Raw genomic sequence first — 18069 nt, forward strand, 5'->3', positions numbered from 1 at the left:
TGAGCGGCTGTGTTAAAATTACTTAAGGTTTTTGAGAGGAGGTAGGGGATGAGTCGGTTCATCCGGAATTCTGGTTTTTATTTGATACTATTCTTAGTCGTGGTGGGCATCGTCCAATTCCTCAACAGTGGAAATGAGACAACCGTCACCCCTAGTTATAGCGAACTGAGACAGCAGCTCAAGGCGGACAATATTAAGGAAATGACCGGCAAATTTGACGGTTACGCTTATCTGGTGACCGGTAATTATAAAGAGAAGGTTGGGGATGACAAGACAACCAACTTCTCCGCCTACATTCCTGCCGATGACAATGTGCTGAAGGAGATTACAGACCTTAGTGAGCAGAATGGGTTTGAGTTGACTTGGAAGAAAATGCAGGGCGAAAGCATCTGGCTGACCTTCCTGACTTCCATTATTCCGCTCGCCATTATGTTCATTCTGTTCTTCTTCCTGTTCAATCAGGCTCAGGGCGGCGGCGGCAAGGTAATGAACTTTGGCAAGAGCCGTGCACGTCTCTATAATGAAGAGAAGAAAAAGGTGACCTTCGAGGATGTCGCCGGTGCTGATGAAGAGAAGCAAGAGCTTGTAGAGGTCGTTGAATTCCTCAAAGACCCTCGCAAATTCTCCGCCGTCGGCGCACGCATTCCAAAAGGGGTTCTGTTGGTAGGTCCTCCGGGGACAGGTAAGACCTTGCTCGCCCGTGCGGTAGCCGGGGAAGCGGGTGTTCCGTTCTTCAGTATTTCCGGTTCCGACTTCGTGGAAATGTTCGTCGGTGTCGGTGCGTCACGGGTACGTGACTTGTTCGAAAATGCGAAGAAGAACGCGCCATGTATTATCTTTATTGATGAAATTGATGCCGTAGGCCGTCAGCGTGGCGCCGGACTCGGCGGCGGGCATGATGAACGCGAGCAAACCTTGAACCAATTGCTTGTTGAGATGGATGGATTCGGGGGTAACGAAGGAATCATTATCGTTGCGGCGACGAACCGTGCCGATATTCTGGATCCGGCCTTGCTTCGTCCGGGACGCTTTGACCGTCAGATTACGGTTGACCGTCCGGATGTGAAGGGTCGGGAGGCCGTCCTTAAGGTTCACGCGCGCAATAAGCCGCTGACCAAGGATGTGCGCCTGGATGTCATTGCGAAACGCACGACCGGCTTCACCGGCGCTGATCTTGAGAACCTGCTGAATGAAGCAGCGCTCCTCGCAGCACGGCGCAACCGGAAGGATATCTCCATGCGCGAGGTCGATGAGGCGATTGACCGTGTCATCGTCGGTACCGAGAAGCGCAGCCGGGTGATCAGCGATCGTGAGAAACGGATTGTTGCTTTCCACGAAGCAGGTCATACGATTGTCGGCTACTTCCTGGAGCATGCCGATATGGTTCACAAGGTGACCATTATCCCGCGCGGGCGGGCAGGCGGATATGTCATTATGCTTCCGAAGGAAGACCGCATGCTGGTAACCAAGCAGGAACTGCTGGATAAAGTGACAGGCTTGCTCGGCGGCCGGGTCGCCGAAGAATTATTCATCGGCGAAATCGGTACGGGCGCTTACAGCGACTTCCAGCAAGCAACCAGTATTGTCCGCAGCATGATTGTCGAATACGGGATGAGTGAGAAGCTCGGACCGATGCAGTTCGGCACAACGCAAGGACAGGTATTCCTGGGCCGTGATATTGGACACGAGCAGAATTACAGCGATCAAATCGCTTATGAGATTGATCAAGAAATGCAGCGCTTCATCAGCGAGTCGTATGAGCGTTGTAAGCAGCTCCTTACGGAGCATGCGGATGAGGTTCGCCTGATTGCTGAGACCCTGCTCGAGGTTGAGACGCTGGAGCTGGACCAAATCAAGCAACTGATCGAAACAGGCAAGCTGTCGGATGCGGATTCAGGCCAAGGCAGCGGAGGTTCGTCTGAGTCAGGACAGCCAATCGTAGATAACATCGGCGATGTGCGTGTCCGCATTCAAGGCAAATCAGAGGATGCAGCTCCTGCCATTCCTGGCGGAGATATTCCGAATGAAGTGCCTGGAAGCTCGGCGAACGATACCACACAGGATCCGGATGCTCATGCTCCACAATTGCCGCCGGATGAAGAGGATCCGAAGGATCGTTAATCTGAGTTAGAGGCAAGCTTAGTAATTAGACCCGGGTGCGAACTGCACCCGGGTTATTTTGCGCCTAAAATTCTAAGCACAACTATAATCAGTTGAACAAAAAGAAATTACGTTGCCCCCATACGTACAATCATGAGTTCAACTTATTTAGTTCAAATTGCATATATTTATGGGCTCAGATTGATTGACAGCGCTTGATCCCTTGTGTAAATTAGTTGTTAACACAATGTGTCCTGGATGACGTTCATTCGGGCATGCGCTTTTTTGCACAATATTATGGACTGCGGACAAGAGAGAGAATCGCGATCAATCGCGGGCGCACATAGGGGAGGGTATCAGGTGGAAGCTCTTGCACTTGAACGGAAAGCGGAGATGAACCGTGAGCTGAAGGAGAAGCTGGTTCAACTTAAGAAGGAACGGAATGCTATTATACTTGCTCACTATTATCAACGTGATGAGATTCAGGAGGTAGCCGATTTTCGCGGCGACTCTTTTTTGCTTGCCCAGAAGGCAGCCTCTACGGATGCAGAGACGATCGTCTTCTGCGGGGTTCACTTTATGGGAGAGAGTGCCAAAATTCTAGCTCCTAATAAGACGGTATTAATCCCTGATGAGCGTGCAGGCTGCCCGATGGCCGACATGGTCAATGTGGATGGTCTTCGGAAGCTGAAGGCTCAGTATCCGAATGCCAAGGTTGTTACTTATATTAACTCATCGGCCGAGATCAAAGCCGAGACGGATATTTGCTGTACTTCATCCAATGCGGTCAAGGTGATCAATTCAGTTGATGCTGAGGAGATTATTTGGGTTCCGGATAAAAACCTGGGACACTATGTTCAGCAGCATACCGATAAGAAGCTGATTATCTGGGAAGGATACTGCAACACTCATGATATGCTGACGGTGAAGGATGTTGTGGAGATGAAGGCCAAATATCCGAGCGCCGAATTTGTCGTGCATCCGGAATGCCGCCCAGAGGTTGTAGCGATGGGGGATTACGTGGGCAGTACGACAGCTATTCTCGATTACTGCAAGAATTCGCCTGCGAAGGAGTTCATCGTAGGAACCGAGGATGGAACAGGGTATCAGCTGCGTAAGGACAGCCCGGATAAAGCCTTCCATTTTGCCACCAAATTTCTGGTTTGCCCCAATATGAAGGTCAATAATCTGAAAAAACTGGTTAAATGCCTGGAGACGATGCAGCCGGAAATTTACGTGCCGACCGCCGTTGCCGACAAGGCGAGACTCTCACTAGAGCGCATGTTACAAGTTAAGTAGCATGCGCTACTCTCTGTTCAAGGGCAGGCGACAAAAGTCATGATACCGCGATATTTAGTGAATTTTGATTTGAACGAGCTACCGGTTCTGGATACGGATGTGATTGTCATCGGCTCTGGAATTGCCGGTCTTTATACTGCAATACGTGCGGCCGAAGAGCATCAGGTCACAATGATCACGAAGCGATCCCTGCTGGAGAGTAATACGAGATATGCGCAGGGAGGGATTGCGGCAGTATTCTCTGAAGAGGATTCGCCTCAATCCCACCGTGAGGATACTCTGCTGGCGGGAGCAGGACTATGCTCTTCACAGGCCGTGGATATTCTTGTTCAGGAGGGCCCGGACCGGGTCAGGGAATTGATGAAGCTGGGAACGGCCTTTGATCTGGAGAATGGGGAGATCGCTCTGACGAAGGAAGGCGCCCATAGCCACCGCAGAATACTTCATGCCAATGGGGATGCGACCGGCTATGAGATCGTGCGGGCATTATCGGAGCAGGTGATCCATTCTCCAAATGTGGAGCTGTGGGAAGATCATTATGTGATCGATCTGATTACAGAGGGTGAGGAATGTCTGGGTGCTTTAGTACAGCAGCCGGACGGACAGCGCGTTTTTTTGCGGGGGAAAAAGGCAACTATTCTCTGCAGCGGAGGCGCCGGACAGCTCTATCGCTACACGACGAATCCGGAGGTCGCTACGGCGGACGGCATCGCAATGGCTTATCGGGCAGGGGCCGAAATCCGGGATATGGAATTTATACAATTCCATCCGACCTCGCTATGCTATCCCGGCGCTCCGCGCTTCCTGATCTCGGAGGCGGTGCGCGGCGAAGGAGCGGTGCTCCGCAATATTCATGGCGAGCGCTTTATGGAGCGCTATCACGAGCTGCTGGAGCTGGCGCCTCGCGATATTGTCGCCCGGGCGATCGTAGCGGAGATGGAATTGACCAAGTCGAGCGTAGTGTACCTGGATATTTCGCATGAAGCTCCGGAAATGATTAAGCATCGTTTTCCGACGATTTATGAGACATGCCTTACATATGGCCTGGATTTGACGACCGATTGGATTCCTGTCGCTCCGGCTGCGCATTATATGATGGGAGGCGTGCGTACGGGGCCTTATGGCGAGACGAATATTCATCGTCTGTTCGCTTGCGGAGAAGTATCTTCCACCGGGGTGCATGGAGCGAATCGTCTGGCCAGCAATTCGCTATCTGAAGCCATTGTATTTGGCGGGCGGATTGTGGAGCAGATCTCCAGGCTGTCTTCGTCAGCCAAGACTGGCCAAGGGATTGCTTGCCGGGACCCGCGTCCGGCTGCGACCCTGCAGCCGATTGTAGAACGGCGGCTTAAACTGCAAAAGGTCATGGTACGACAGGTGGGACTCCGGCGCACAGGAGAAGGGTTGCTCAAGGGAATTGAAGAGCTGAAGCGGCAGTTGCTGCTTTTTGAGTCCACACTGACTAGCCGCGAGCAGTTGGAATTTGCGAATATGCTGACCAGCGCACTGCTACTGGCTGAATCTGCGTTGACCCGCGAGGAGAGCAGGGGCGGCCATTACCGGGAGGACTTCCCGGACCGTGATGATGCAAGGTGGCGCAAGCACATGATCCGTCACCGGGAAAAAGGAATCTTGGAGGAAACCAGTGATGATGTTTAATGGATATAATGAAGAACTCGTAGAATCAATTCGGGGATGGCTGCGGGAGGATGTGGGATCAGGCGATGTCACAACGGGTGTTACGATTCCCCACGGACACAGCTCCAAGGGAATTATCCATGCCAAGGAGTCCGGCATTATTGCCGGAATGCCTGTTGCCCAGCTCGTCTTCGAAATTGTCGACCCCCTTCTGGTCTTTGCACCGAAGGTCACGGATGGCGAACGTGTAGAGAAGGGAAGCATCCTGGCTGAGGTGGAAGGCAGCACCCATAGCATTCTGACGGGGGAGCGGCTGGCGCTAAACCTGCTTCAACGTTTGTCCGGCATCGCGACAAGAACCCGGACCTTTGTAGATGCCCTGGAAGGAATTCCGGTCCGTCTGGTCGATACCCGCAAGACGACGCCCGGACACCGCATGCTGGAGAAATATGCTGTTCGTACCGGCGGGGGTGCGAATCATCGCTTCGGGCTTTATGATGCCGTGATGATCAAGGATAATCATATTAAAGGTGCGGGGGGAATTCGTCAGGCTGTAAGCCGGGCTAGAGCCCATATTCCGCATACGATGACGATTGAAGTAGAGACGGAGAGCCTGGAGCAGGTGGAGGAGGCATTGTCAGCAGGAGCAGATATTATTATGCTGGATAACATGCCGCCTGAACTGATGAAGGAGGCGGTCCGCCTGATCAAGACGAAGGCCCCTCACGTGAAGACGGAGGCTTCCGGCAATGTATCGCTGGCTACCGTCAGAGAGATCGCGGAGAGCGGAGTGGATGTGATCTCGGTGGGACGGCTCACATATTCCTTTGACAGCCTGGATATCAGTCTGGATCTGGGTGAGAAGAAAGAAGGATGAGTACGATGTTTCTTGTAGTTGATGTTGGCAATACCAATATTGTGCTGGGGATCTATCGTCAGCGCGAGCTGCTGCATCATTTCCGGATCGGCACGAACCGTCAGGCGACGGTGGATGAGTATGGGGTATTGATTCATAATCTGTTCGCGATGTCGAAGATCGATCCCGAGCAGATAGAGGGGGTCATCCTATCCTCGGTGGTTCCTCCTTTGATGCATGTCTTGGAAGAGCTATGTGAAAAATATTTACATCAGAAGCCGCTGGTCGTCGGACCGGGCATTCGCACCGGCTTGAACCTGCGTTATGAGAATCCCCGTGAGGTAGGCGCAGACCGGATTGTGAATGCGGTGGCTGCCATTGAGAAATATGGCGGGCCCTTGGTCGTGGTTGATTTCGGAACGGCGACGACGTTTGACTGTGTGGATGATGCGGGTAATTATCTGGGAGGCGCTATCGTGCCCGGCATCGGGATCTCGACGGAGGCGCTGTACCAGCGGGCGTCGAAGCTTCCCAGGATTGAGCTGGAGAAGCCGAAGAAGGTTATTGGACGCAACACCGTTCATGCGATGCAATCGGGGATTATTTTTGGCTATGCAGGACAGGTGGATGGCATTGTCGAACGGATTGCCCGCGAGATGAATACCCAGCCTAAGGTGATTGCTACCGGAGGGCTGGCCGAACTGATCGCAAGTGAGTCCAAAAGCATTCAGGAGGTCGATCCCTGGCTTACGCTGGAGGGCCTTCGGTTAATCTATGAACGTAATCAATAAGCGGATGTAATGGTTTGAAACGACGCTAGCCTGGATCAGATCATTTAAAGAGGAAGAACACGCGCTTAAAAGGGAGGCTTTATTCGGTTGGAGACACAGAATGGAAAGGACCGTCTGGTACGCGGAACCGCACTGGACGGAAAAGTGCGCGCCTTTGCGGTGCGGACGACACAGCTGGTGGAAGAGCTTCGCAGACGTCATGACACGTATCCGACTACTACCGCTGCTTTAGGGCGTACGGTGACGGCTGCAGCCATGATGGGCGCTATGCTCAAGGGAGAAGAGAGACTGTCGGTGCAGGTCAAGGGCGGCGGTCCGGTCGGCCAGATCGTAGCGGACGCCAATGCTAAGGGAGAAGTGCGCGGATACGTGAGCAATCCGCATGTCCATTTGCCCGCGAACAGTCAGGGCAAGCTGGATGTCGCTGGTGCAGTAGGAACGGATGGCTTCATCAATGTGACCAAGGATTTGGGCCTGAAGGAGCCTTATCATGGCAATGTACCGATTATTTCCGGTGAACTGGGCGAGGACTTCACCTATTACTTTGCTGCGTCCGAGCAGACGCCGTCGGCAGTGGGACTTGGAGTGCTTGTAGATACGGACAATTCCGTTATTGTGGCCGGAGGCTTCATCATTCAGCTTTTGCCGGGCCTTAGCGATGCCGACATTGATATGATCGAACGGGCCGTGGGACAAATGCCGCCCGTAACGGTACTGCTGGATCAAGGATTGGAGCCGGAGGAAATGCTGAAGTGGCTGCTTCCCGATGTGCGGGTGCTGGATGAGCTGGATATCGTCTTCTCCTGCCATTGCTCTCGGGACCGGGTAGAACGTACCTTGATCAGCCTTGGCCGGGATGAACTGATTCAGCTTCGGGATGAGGATGAGCAGACCGAAGTTATATGCGATTTCTGCAACGAGGCATACGCATTTAATCGAGCGGATCTGGATGCGTTGATCGAGCAGACCTCCAAATAAAAGTTTTACAGTTATATAAGTTGAACTATAAAAGTTACGTAGAAAGGGCATAAGTGTGAAGTGTGCTGAAGTGAAAGCTTTCTGCAAGAAAGCTGCTTCGGGAGCATATGCTCGTAAGCGTTCGCCTTTGTGAGAGGATTTCTACCGTATAATATCTTAGTTCAATTAGAGAAATCCGCGAACAACAGCGATCGTAAGAACACTTCACATGTTGCCCTCAGAACGTAAAATTCAGTAGTTCAATTTATATAGTTCAAAAAGTCATTCTTACTTTGCTTGCCGAAAGGAGTGCGGGCAAAGTATTTTTTTCGGCTATTATTGACAACTCCGATCGGGGTTGTTAATATATAAATAGTAAAACCTACTTAAATACTCGGATATAAAACAACTGCGTATGCAAGCATCCAGAACTGCGGATTCTAATGATATTGTTTATTATTATAAGGAGGGCATTACCATGGCAAAGGTCGTTAACAATGTAACTGAACTGATCGGGGACACCCCGCTCGTCAAGCTGAATCGGATTGTTCCTGAGGATAGCGCTGAGATCTACGTGAAGCTCGAATATCAGAACCCGGGCTCCAGCGTCAAGGACCGGATCGCATTCAGCATCGTTGAGGAAGCGGAGAAGGCCGGGAGATTGAAGCCGGGCGGTACGATTGTAGAAGCAACGAGCGGTAATACAGGGATTGGACTTGCCATGGTAGCTGCGGCAAAGGGATATAAGGCTGTCATTATTATGCCTGAGACTATGAGCTTGGAGCGTCGTAATCTGCTTCGCGCTTACGGTGCCGAATTGGTGCTGACACCAGGGGCGGAAGGGATGAACGGCGCGGTGAAGAAGGCGGAAGAGATTCTGGCTGCGAATCCGGATTATTTCCTCGCTGATCAATTCAGAAACCAGGCTAACGTGAAGATTCACCGTGAGACAACTGGACCTGAAATCGTAGAAGCCATCGAATCCTTGGGCGGAGAGCTTGATGCCTTTGTGGCAGGGATCGGTACAGGCGGCACAATCACCGGTGCAGGCGAAGTGCTCAAGAACCGTTTCCCGAACGTTAAGGTGTATGCGGTTGAACCTGCAGGCTCGCCAATTCTGGCAGGCGGTAAGCCAGGCCCGCATAAGATCCAAGGGATCGGCGCGAACTTCATTCCTGAGATTCTGAATCAAGACGTATATAATGAAATTATTCATGTTGAGAATGAAGCGGCCTTTGAACAAGCTCGTCAGCTTGCGAAGGAAGAAGGAATTCTGTCCGGCATCTCCTCCGGTGCAGCCGTATTCGCCGCATTGAAGGTTGCGAAGGAGCTTGGCAAGGGCAAGCGTGTCGTTGCTATTGTTCCAAGTAACGGCGAACGTTACCTGAGCACCCCGCTTTACAACTTTGAAGCTTAATTCACTATAGAGGTTGTTCAAAAAGACATCTTTTGATCACGAAGTGTTACAGGAGGTTGATTCGACATCGAATCTTGCGTTCACCCTTGAAGTCCGGTACTCATGTAGGGTCTGCCTACATTCCGTTCCTCCTTCTTCGGGTTCTCGCAACCTTCTCGGTGCTAAAAAGCTGACTTTTTGAACTTGCATTTTAAGAGGTTGTTCAAAAAGACATCTCTTGATCACGAAGCTAAGCTGCCCCCGCGCTGTCTCTTATACGGCTGCGGGGGCCTTTGTATTTTCAAAATGGACAAGGTTTAGTATACTAGCAAACAATAAGCAACCAAGTGCGGAGCTGGAGGTCAGAGGCAGGGTGATGGTGGAGACGTTAATCTCAAAGGAGAACTGGGAGGCTTGGCAGTCGGAGGGAAAGTGGAGACTGCTCCCATGTGTGATCAGCATGAAGTCGCCGGAAGGTCTTCCGAAGGCATGGAAATCAGCCTGGGAACAGGCGAATGCCTATTCTTTTGTGCTGGAGAGCGGTAAAGGGGGCAGATATACGTTCCTGGGTTTAAATCCGGTATCCGTGATTCGTGGAAAGGGCAGTCATGCAGAAGTGAAGGATCTGACTACGGGAGCCGGCAGGAAGCTAATCGGCAAGCCGCTGGAGCTGATCAAGGACTGGCTGGCTCCCTATAAATCGCCGTCCCATCCCGCTCTCCCCAAGCTGGGCGGCGGTGCCGTCGGCTTCCTGGGGTATGATATTGCGAGATCGTTGGAGCGGTTGCCTGCGCTGGCTCAGGATGAGCTTGGGCTGGACGATTATGTGTGGATGCGCTTCGAGGAATTATGGATCTGGGATGAAGCCGAATCGACAGTCTATGCGGTAATTCACAAGGATATCTCGGTTGAAGAATCATTGGAGGATCAAGACAAGATCAGAACTTCTGATGATGTAGCCGCCCTTTACGATACGGCCCGGGCGAGGGCTGCAGAAATGCTTGAAGCGTGGCGGGCATTCCAGCAGGCGGAGCCATTCCCAGCGATCCAGGAGGAGCAGACACCGTCGCTTGATGAACTGTTTGCCGAGTCTAAGACATCGATGAGCCAATCGGCGTTTGAAGGCGCGGTTCGGCAGGTTCAGGAATATATCGCCGCAGGGGATGTATTTCAGGTGAATCTCTCTCTGAGACATGCTTTTCCTCTAGCTGCTAAGCCCGAAACGATCTATGAAAGCTTGCGTCTGATCAATCCCTCGCCGTATATGGGATTGATCCGCTTGCCCGAATTCCAGCTGGTCTCTGCTTCGCCAGAGCTGCTGGTCAAGCTGGAGACCGGACGCCTCAGCACCCGTCCGATTGCAGGGACTCGCCGCCGCGGGCTGACCGCGGATGAAGATGTCGCGATGGAGGCGGAGCTGCTTAGCAGCGAGAAGGAACGGGCCGAGCACATTATGCTTGTCGATCTGCTGCGTAATGATCTTGGCAGAGTGGCAACGTACGGCTCTGTTAAAGTTTCCGAGCTGCTGACGGTGGAACGATATTCTCATGTTATGCACCTTGTATCCGAGGTAGAGGGAGCTCTGGCAGAACCGTTAACGGCCTTCGAGGCGATTGCAGCCGTTTTCCCGGGCGGAACGATAACGGGAGCACCCAAGGTGCGTACGATGGAGATTATTGAGGAGCTGGAGCCGGTGACCCGCGGTCCATACACTGGAGCCATGGGTTGGATTGACTATCAAGGCAATATGGAATTAAATATTATCATACGAACGCTGGTTACACAGGATGGAGTCGGTTATATCCAGGCCGGGGCGGGAATCGTGATAGATTCCGATCCTTATCGGGAATACCGGGAGAGTCAAAATAAAGCCAAAGCGATTGCCATAGCGATCCGGCATAGCGCACGATACGCCTTCGAGGCGGAGAACAGGAGATGGAGCACATGATTCTGGTCATCGATAATTACGATTCATTTACCTACAATCTGGTGCAGTATTTAGGCGAGCTGGGCGAGGAAGTGGTCGTTCGCCGCAACGATGAGATCGATCTGGAGGGGATCACGGCGTTGAGTCCGGATCATATCTTGATCTCGCCTGGGCCGTGCACACCGAACGAAGCCGGAATTACCCTGGAGGTCATCGAACGCTTCAAGGGCGAGATTCCGATCTTCGGTGTCTGTCTGGGGCATCAGGCCATTGGCCAGGCCTTTGGCGGCAAGGTAATCCGTGCCGAGCGGCTGATGCATGGGAAGACCTCGCCGATTCACCATCAGGGAGAATCGGTATTTGCCGGGCTGCCTTCCCCGTTCACCGCGACGAGATACCACTCCTTGATCGTAGAGCGGGAGACGCTGCCCGACTGTCTGGAGATTACCGCCGAGACAGCGGAGGGTGAAATCATGGGGCTGCGCCACAAGCAATATACTGTAGAAGGCGTGCAATTTCATCCGGAGTCGATTATTACGGATCATGGGCATCAAATGCTGCGTAATTTCCTGAGCCGCCGCAAGGCGGAGGCGAGTCTATGAACTATATCGGACTGAACGGTGTTCCGGTCCGATCCTCTGAAGCCGTGGTGTCCGTTATGGATCACGGCTTCATGTACGGAATCGGGCTGTTTGAGACGTTCCGAACCTATGAAGGCCATCCCAGTTTACTGGAGCGTCATCTTGAACGGCTTAGAGAAGGCTGCCTGCAGCTGGGGATTTCATATCAGCCGGATATCGCGATCCTGCGCTCGGAAATCGCGGGATTGCTGGCTTTGAATGGCCTTCGCGACGGGTATTTTCGCCTCACGGTATCGGCGGGCGAGGGGCCGCTTGGTCTTACCGCGGAGGATTATGAACAGCCAACCGTTATTCTGTACGTCAAGTCGCTGCCTCCAGTTGCGCCGACGCTCTATACAGAGGGAAAGCAGCTCTGGCTGCTGCAGACTCGCCGCAACACACCGGAGACGAAGGTCCGGCTGAAATCACTCCATTTTATGAATAATGTAAGAGCCCGAAGAGAATTATCCGAATATGAACGTCTTCCCGATAATGGCGGCTCCAGGCTTCCGTCAGAAGGCGTGATGCTGACAGAGGACGGGGTGCTGTCGGAAGGCATTACAAGCAACCTGTTCTTTATCCACGAAGGAGTCTTATATACGCCTGAGATTGAGACGGGGATTCTTCCTGGAATCACACGGGCCGTCGTGCTTGAGCTGGCGGCAGGACTTGGCCTGTCCGCGAGGGAAGGCCGCTACAGTTGGGGCACCCTGCTTCGTGCCGACGAGGTGTTCGTGACCAACTCAATTCAGGAGCTGATTCCTGTCACACGCCTTATTCGCCGACATTCGGAGGAGGGTGAGAAGGAGGCAGCCTACCCTGCCTGCGTGCAGGTCGGATCAGGAAAGATTGGGCCATTCACCCGAGACCTGTTGGATTTATATAGAAAGAAGGTAGGAGCAAATGCAGACTCGGATTTATAAGAGAAGCTATGTATGTGGAGAGACCACCTTGACACTGGGGGAACGCACGCTGGTTATGGGCATTTTGAATGTAACCCCGGATTCGTTCTCGGATGGGGGAAAATATAATTCGCCTGATCGGGCCGTGGCTCATGCGCGTCAACTGGTTGCGGACGGAGCGGATATTATCGACCTTGGCGGGGAATCCACCCGTCCTGGACATGACCCGGTTGGAGAGCAGGAGGAGCTGGAGCGGGTCATTCCTGTCATTGAGGCGCTTCACCGCGAGATTCCGCATATCCCGATCTCGATTGATACGTATAAAGCACGGGTAGCCGAAGAGTCGCTCAAGGCGGGCGCCCATATTCTAAATGACGTATGGGGATTCAAGCGAGAGCCGGAGATGGCCAGCGTTGCCGCGGCATATCGTTGCCCTGTCATTTTGATGCATAACCGGGATAACCGCGATTACCGCCATCTAATTCAAGATATCGAGGCTGATCTGCGGGAGAGCATCTCGATTGCGAAGCAGGCTGGAGTCACGGATGAAATGATTATTCTGGATCCGGGGATTGGATTTGCCAAGGACTATCATGAGAATCTTGAGGTCATGGGTTCGCTGGACCTGCTTGCCGAGATGGGCTATCCCTTATTGCTGGGGACCTCCCGCAAGCGATTTATCCGTACCGCGCTCGAGCTGGGACCGGATGAGGTTGTGCATGGTACCGCAGCGACCGTCGCACTGGGAATTGCCCAGGGCTGCCAGATCATGCGGGTGCACGATGTGAAGGAGATAAAGCAGACCGTACGGATGTGCGACACTATTTTATATAAAAAGAAAGGGGCCGTACTGTAAATCATGGATAGAATGATCATTCGCCGTATGGAATATTACGGATACCACGGTGTGTTCGATGAGGAGCGCAAGCTGGGACAGCGATTTTACGTGGATCTGGAGCTGGAGCTGGATCTGGAGGAAGCGGGAAAGCAGGATGACCTGTCCAAAACGGTAAATTATGCCGAGATCCACATGACGGTAAAAGAAATTGTCGAGAAAAAAAGCTTTAAATTAATTGAGGCGCTTGCCGAATGTATTGCATCGACGGTTCTGGACACTTATACTAGGGTAGATGCTTTGACGGTCGCTGTTACGAAGCCGCATCCGCCGTTCGATATTCATTTTGAGGGTGTGACGGCGCAGCTTCGGCGGTCGAGAAAGTGAGTAGAGTAGTATGTTCAAACTATCTCCCTCTGACGGTTCAGAGGCTTATATTGCATTAGGGGCTAATTTGGGTGATCGGGAAGCAACGCTGATGCAGGCCATTAGCCTGCTTCATGATCATCAGGAAATTACGGTGCTCCGCTGCTCCAAGCTGTACGAGACAGACCCGGTGGGGCCTGTTGACCAGCCTAATTTTGTGAACATGGCGCTGGCATTGCGAACTACGCTTGCGCCGGAGGCTTTGCTTCAGGTCATGCTCCAAATCGAGCATGTGCTAGGGAGGGAACGAACCATTCGCTGGGGACCGCGAACGGTTGATCTCGATCTGTTGTGGATCAAGGGGAAACAAATGGATACGGACCATTTAACCCTGCCTCACCCGCGGATGATGGAGCGGGCTTTCGTGCTCGTACCGATGAATGACATTGTTAATGAAGAAGATCCGGAGTTGAAGGAGCAAATAGAAAGTGCCTTGAACGTCCTGGACGGAAAGGACGGCGTACAATTTTGGAAAACATGCAGCTGGCCCAGCGCATCCGCGCATTCCGCAAACTAAAAGGCTTTACCCAGCAGCAGCTTGCTGAGCAGACCGGTATTTCTCTGGCTGTGCTCGGAGCTATTGAGCGGGGAAACCGCCGCATAGAAGATCAAATTTTAAATAAAATTGCGAATGTTCTTGGCCTGGATCTGGAGGAATTAAAGCTTCCGGAGCGCTAGAGCCCATAATCCATAGATACATGAGAGAAGGAAGTGAACCATCATGCTGAAGATCGGCGATATTGAAATGAAAAATCAGGTCGTGCTTGCTCCTATGGCAGGCGTATGTAATCCGGCCTTCCGGCTTATCGCCAAGGAGTTTGGCACCGGGCTTGTCTGCGCAGAGATGGTCAGTGATAAAGCGATCCTTCACGGCAATAAGCGGACCCGGGAAATGCTGTTCGTCGATGAGCGGGAGAAGCCGCTAAGTCTGCAAATTTTCGGGGGGGACCGCGAATCATTGGTTGAAGCCGCGAAGGTGGTCGATCAGGAGACAAATGCCGATATTATCGATATTAATATGGGCTGTCCTGTTCCCAAGGTGACAAAATGCGATGCAGGAGCCCGCTGGCTGCTCGACCCGAACAAAATTCACGAGATGGTATCTGCAGTTGTCGATGCGGTAAGCAAGCCGGTAACGGTGAAGATGCGTATCGGTTGGGATGCCGAGCATATTTTTGTCGTGGATAATGCCAAGGCCGTGGAGGCTGCAGGCGGCAAAGCGATCAGCGTGCATGGCCGTACCCGGGAACAGCAGTATACGGGATATGCCGATTGGAGCTATATCAAGCAAGCGAAGGAATCAGTCTCTATTCCTGTCATCGGCAACGGGGACGTGAGCACGCCGGAAGACGCGAAGCGGATGCTGGAGGAGACGGGCTGTGACGGTGTCATGATCGGTCGCGGCGCCCTCGGCAATCCTTGGATGCTGTACCGTACGGTGGAGTACCTGAAGACAGGGGTTCTTTTGCCGGAACCGGAGGCTGAGGAGAAGATCCGCATTGCGATTCTTCATATGGATCGTCTCGCTGCCCTAAAGGGTGAACACGTCGCAGTCAAGGAAATGCGCAAGCATTTGGCTTGGTACTTGAAGGGGCTGAAGGGTGCGGCCCGGATTAAGGATGCTATTATGGAGGAGACCCGGCGTGATGAAATGGTTCGAATTCTTGAAGATTTCGTAGCCGGTCAGAATCACGAAAATTTGGAAACCGTGGAAACAGCTTGATTGCTGGGTTCGCGGGGCATAAGGGCGTGAAGCGTTTTCATTCCTTGCGGGTCGCGTCATTGACATTTAAGACCGGTTAACCTATAATTTTTCAGTATAAATTCGCCTCAGGAGATAACTTCCACAACATGGATGGTCTGACCTCCATGCGATTGCATATGATATTCTCAATGATGCGTGATGCGAATATTATTTCCATGACAGGAGAATCGGTTGAGATGAGTGATAAAGAAGTCATTCTTACACAGGACGGTCTGAAGAGACTGGAAGAGGAACTGGAGAACCTGAAGTCGGTGAGACGCCGCGAAGTAGCCGAGCGGATTAAAACAGCAATTGGATATGGCGATATTAGCGAGAACTCAGAATATGAAGATGCCAAGAATGAGCAAGCGTTCATCGAAGGCCGAATCATTACCCTTGAGAAAATGCTTCGCAACGCCCGGATTATCAACAACGATGAAATTGACACGGATACGGTGAGCATTGGCTCGACTGTGACGGTTAAGGATCTGGAGTACGGCGATACGATGGAATATGCGATTGTCGGGACGGCCGAATCCGATCCGCTGCAGAACAAGATATCCAATGAGAGCCCTGTTGGCAAAGCCATTCTTGGCAAGAAGAAGGGCGCTACGGTCGATGTCAATGTACCGGCGGGCGTTATCCAATATAAGATCATCGATATCAAGAAATAAGTTCATTTGAGCGGTGAATTTGAGTTCCAAGAAGCTTCCCCGGCGGAGGCTTCTTTCACTGTTTTTATTGAATAGAATCTAATTAGTGGCAAGGAGTGGGACAAGAGATGAGCGAAGAACAGAACAACCAGGAAGTCGTCCAGATCAGCGATCTGCTGAAGGTGCGTCGCGAGAAATTGGACGAGCTGCGTCAGCTTGGCGTAGACCCTTTCGGGACAAAGTATGAGCGGACGGCTATGGCAGGAGATATCCTGAAGCAGTATGACGGATTGACGCATGACGAGCTTGAAGAGAAGCAGATCAAGGTATCCGTTGCCGGCCGTATGATGGCAAAACGGGTGATGGGGAAGGCCAGCTTTGCCCATATTCAGGACCTGTCGGGCAAGATTCAGATTTATGTCCGTAAAGATAGTGTGCCTGAGGTGAAATATGCTGCTTTTGATACGTTAGATCTGGGGGATATTATCGGAGTTACCGGCGAGGTGTTCAAGACCAAGACCGGAGAGACGACGATTAAGGTTACCGACCTTGAAGTTCTGACGAAATCGCTCTACCCGCTGCCGGACAAGTACCATGGACTTAAAGATGTGGAGCTGCGTTATCGCCAGCGTTACGTTGACTTGATCGTTAACCCGGAAGTGCAGCAGACATTCATCAAGCGCTCACGGATTATCCAATCGATGCGCCGCTATCTGGACTCGCTTGGCTATCTTGAAGTTGAGACGCCTACCCTTCACAGCATTGCCGGGGGAGCTGCCGCACGTCCGTTTATTACGCATCACAATGCATTGGATATGCAGCTGTATATGCGGATCGCAATCGAGCTTCATTTGAAGCGTCTGATCGTCGGCGGTTTGGAGAAGGTATACGAGATTGGCCGGGTATACCGGAACGAGGGCATTTCAACCCGTCATAATCCGGAGTTCACGATGATTGAATTATATGAAGCTTATGCCGATTACAAGGACATCATGGCCCTGACGGAAAATATGATCGCCCATATTGCCCAAGAGGTGTTGGGAACTAAGATCGTGCACTATCAAGGCCACGAGGTTGATCTCACTCCGCAATGGCGTCGTGTATCCATGGTCGATGCAGTGAAGGAAGTAACCGGAGTGGACTTCGGCGTGCAAATGTCGAACGAAGAAGCGCATCGTCTGGCGAAGGAGCATAAGGTTCCCGTGGAGCCGCATATGACATTCGGTCATATCCTGAATGCTTTCTTTGAACAGTTTGTAGAAGAGACGTTGATCCAGCCTACATTTGTATATGGTCATCCGGTAGAGATTTCCCCGCTGGCCAAGAAAAATGAAGAAGATCCGCGGTTCACCGATCGCTTCGAGCTGTTCATTGTAGCCCGGGAGCATGCCAATGCCTTCTCCGAGTTGAATGATCCGATCGATCAACGTCAGCGGTTTGAAGCGCAGCTGCTGGAGCGTGAGCACGGAAATGATGAAGCGCATGAAATGGATGATGATTTCATCCGTGCGCTGGAATACGGCATGCCGCCTACCGGCGGACTGGGCATCGGGATCGACCGCCTGGTGATGCTGTTGACCGACGCGCCTTCCATTCGCGATGTACTGCTCTTCCCGCATATGCGGAATACGGTAATTGAATAAGACTTAGATGATGTTTGTGAAGAGATATAAAAGAGATCGCAGCAATCCTCAGTCATTCTGCAGGAGAGACAGACCACAAACGGAGAGTTCATATGAAGTGGAAAAAGCTTCATGCCTAACGTGTCACTTATGTAAAGTCGCTGAATCAGCGGCTTTTTTGTTTAGGCTTTAGCCAGTTGAGCTCGCGAAGCGTGCGAAACAAAAAACCACCCGCTATGCGGGTGGAGGAATCAAGGGTTTGACCACTAAGACCAAACCGATAGAATTGAGATGTTCAGGCTC

At 52.1% G+C, this 18069-nt stretch carries 17 protein-coding genes; all 17 read left to right on the forward strand.

From position 1 onward, the window contains the following. The first annotated feature begins 48 nt into the window (after positions 1-48). The gene (gene ftsH, locus KI362_RS23905) at positions 49-2121 is read left to right on the forward strand and encodes an ATP-dependent zinc metalloprotease FtsH (RefSeq protein WP_044482587.1); all 2073 of its coding nucleotides are present in this window, start codon (positions 49-51) and stop codon (positions 2119-2121) included. Positions 2122-2460: 339 nt separating this feature from the next. Further along, positions 2461-3399, forward strand: coding sequence for a quinolinate synthase NadA (gene nadA / locus KI362_RS23910; RefSeq protein WP_301630799.1), 939 nt, complete (start codon positions 2461-2463; stop codon positions 3397-3399). A gap of 39 nt (positions 3400-3438) precedes the next feature. Then, a complete protein-coding gene (gene nadB, locus KI362_RS23915; protein WP_301630800.1) occupies positions 3439-5058 on the forward strand; it encodes an L-aspartate oxidase in 1620 nt (539 codons plus the stop codon). Continuing rightward, a complete protein-coding gene (gene nadC / locus KI362_RS23920) occupies positions 5048-5914 on the forward strand; it encodes a carboxylating nicotinate-nucleotide diphosphorylase (RefSeq protein WP_301630801.1) in 867 nt (288 codons plus the stop codon). Before nadB ends, nadC begins: the two co-directional genes overlap by 11 nt. Positions 5915-5919: 5 nt before the next feature. After that, positions 5920-6684, forward strand: a complete 765-nt coding sequence (locus KI362_RS23925; RefSeq protein ID WP_301630810.1) for a type III pantothenate kinase — start codon at positions 5920-5922, stop codon at positions 6682-6684. Between the two features lie 87 nt (positions 6685-6771). Further along, entirely contained in the window at positions 6772-7662 is an 891-nt protein-coding gene (gene hslO, locus KI362_RS23930; protein ID WP_044482583.1) for an Hsp33 family molecular chaperone HslO, read from the forward strand. A gap of 457 nt (positions 7663-8119) precedes the next feature. Continuing rightward, on the forward strand, positions 8120-9058 hold the full coding sequence (gene cysK, locus KI362_RS23935; RefSeq protein ID WP_301630802.1) for a cysteine synthase A: 939 nt from the start codon (positions 8120-8122) through the stop codon (positions 9056-9058). 355 nt (positions 9059-9413) lie between these two features. Beyond that, entirely contained in the window at positions 9414-10985 is a 1572-nt protein-coding gene (locus KI362_RS23940; RefSeq protein ID WP_301630811.1) for an anthranilate synthase component I family protein, read from the forward strand. Next, positions 10982-11566 (forward strand): aminodeoxychorismate/anthranilate synthase component II, encoded by a 585-nt coding sequence (gene pabA, locus KI362_RS23945; protein ID WP_301630803.1) that lies wholly within the window; start codon positions 10982-10984, stop codon positions 11564-11566. The genes KI362_RS23940 and pabA overlap by 4 nt, the downstream gene beginning before the upstream one ends. Further along, complete coding sequence (locus KI362_RS23950; RefSeq protein ID WP_301630804.1) at positions 11563-12507, forward strand: aminotransferase class IV; 945 nt, start codon at positions 11563-11565, stop codon at positions 12505-12507. The genes pabA and KI362_RS23950 overlap by 4 nt, the downstream gene beginning before the upstream one ends. Next, complete coding sequence (gene folP / locus KI362_RS23955; RefSeq protein ID WP_301630805.1) at positions 12488-13342, forward strand: dihydropteroate synthase; 855 nt, start codon at positions 12488-12490, stop codon at positions 13340-13342. Before KI362_RS23950 ends, folP begins: the two co-directional genes overlap by 20 nt. Before the next feature lie 3 nt (positions 13343-13345). Continuing rightward, positions 13346-13708 carry a dihydroneopterin aldolase gene (folB, locus tag KI362_RS23960; protein ID WP_301630806.1) on the forward strand — a complete coding sequence of 121 codons (363 nt, stop codon included), beginning with the start codon at positions 13346-13348 and terminating at the stop codon, positions 13706-13708. Positions 13709-13718: 10 nt separating this feature from the next. Further along, the gene (gene folK, locus KI362_RS23965; RefSeq protein ID WP_301630807.1) at positions 13719-14264 is read left to right on the forward strand and encodes a 2-amino-4-hydroxy-6-hydroxymethyldihydropteridine diphosphokinase; all 546 of its coding nucleotides are present in this window, start codon (positions 13719-13721) and stop codon (positions 14262-14264) included. After that, a complete protein-coding gene (locus KI362_RS23970; RefSeq protein WP_044482576.1) occupies positions 14216-14425 on the forward strand; it encodes a helix-turn-helix domain-containing protein in 210 nt (69 codons plus the stop codon). The genes folK and KI362_RS23970 overlap by 49 nt, the downstream gene beginning before the upstream one ends. Positions 14426-14468: 43 nt before the next feature. Then, positions 14469-15470, forward strand: a complete 1002-nt coding sequence (dusB, locus tag KI362_RS23975) for a tRNA dihydrouridine synthase DusB (RefSeq protein ID WP_301630809.1) — start codon at positions 14469-14471, stop codon at positions 15468-15470. 218 nt (positions 15471-15688) lie between these two features. Then, positions 15689-16165, forward strand: a complete 477-nt coding sequence (gene greA, locus KI362_RS23980) for a transcription elongation factor GreA (RefSeq protein ID WP_044482628.1) — start codon at positions 15689-15691, stop codon at positions 16163-16165. A gap of 107 nt (positions 16166-16272) precedes the next feature. Beyond that, the gene (gene lysS, locus KI362_RS23985; protein WP_044482574.1) at positions 16273-17787 is read left to right on the forward strand and encodes a lysine--tRNA ligase; all 1515 of its coding nucleotides are present in this window, start codon (positions 16273-16275) and stop codon (positions 17785-17787) included. Positions 17788-18069: the final 282 nt, after the last annotated feature.

It is taken from the genome of Paenibacillus apis (assembly GCF_018333295.1).
Lineage (GTDB): Bacteria > Bacillota > Bacilli > Paenibacillales > Paenibacillaceae > Fontibacillus > Fontibacillus antibioticophila.

Coding starts and splice junctions, on each gene's coding strand:
- ftsH (WP_044482587.1), top strand. CDS start 49: ATGAGTCGGTTCATCCGGAATTCTGGTTTTTATTTGATACTATTCTTA.
- nadB (WP_301630800.1), top strand. CDS start 3,439: ATGATACCGCGATATTTAGTGAATTTTGATTTGAACGAGCTACCGGTT.
- nadC (WP_301630801.1), top strand. CDS start 5,048: ATGATGTTTAATGGATATAATGAAGAACTCGTAGAATCAATTCGGGGA.
- KI362_RS23925 (WP_301630810.1), top strand. CDS start 5,920: ATGTTTCTTGTAGTTGATGTTGGCAATACCAATATTGTGCTGGGGATC.
- cysK (WP_301630802.1), top strand. CDS start 8,120: ATGGCAAAGGTCGTTAACAATGTAACTGAACTGATCGGGGACACCCCG.
- KI362_RS23940 (WP_301630811.1), top strand. CDS start 9,414: ATGGTGGAGACGTTAATCTCAAAGGAGAACTGGGAGGCTTGGCAGTCG.
- pabA (WP_301630803.1), top strand. CDS start 10,982: ATGATTCTGGTCATCGATAATTACGATTCATTTACCTACAATCTGGTG.
- KI362_RS23950 (WP_301630804.1), top strand. CDS start 11,563: ATGAACTATATCGGACTGAACGGTGTTCCGGTCCGATCCTCTGAAGCC.
- folP (WP_301630805.1), top strand. CDS start 12,488: ATGCAGACTCGGATTTATAAGAGAAGCTATGTATGTGGAGAGACCACC.
- folB (WP_301630806.1), top strand. CDS start 13,346: ATGGATAGAATGATCATTCGCCGTATGGAATATTACGGATACCACGGT.
- folK (WP_301630807.1), top strand. CDS start 13,719: ATGTTCAAACTATCTCCCTCTGACGGTTCAGAGGCTTATATTGCATTA.
- dusB (WP_301630809.1), top strand. CDS start 14,469: ATGCTGAAGATCGGCGATATTGAAATGAAAAATCAGGTCGTGCTTGCT.
- greA (WP_044482628.1), top strand. CDS start 15,689: ATGAGTGATAAAGAAGTCATTCTTACACAGGACGGTCTGAAGAGACTG.
- lysS (WP_044482574.1), top strand. CDS start 16,273: ATGAGCGAAGAACAGAACAACCAGGAAGTCGTCCAGATCAGCGATCTG.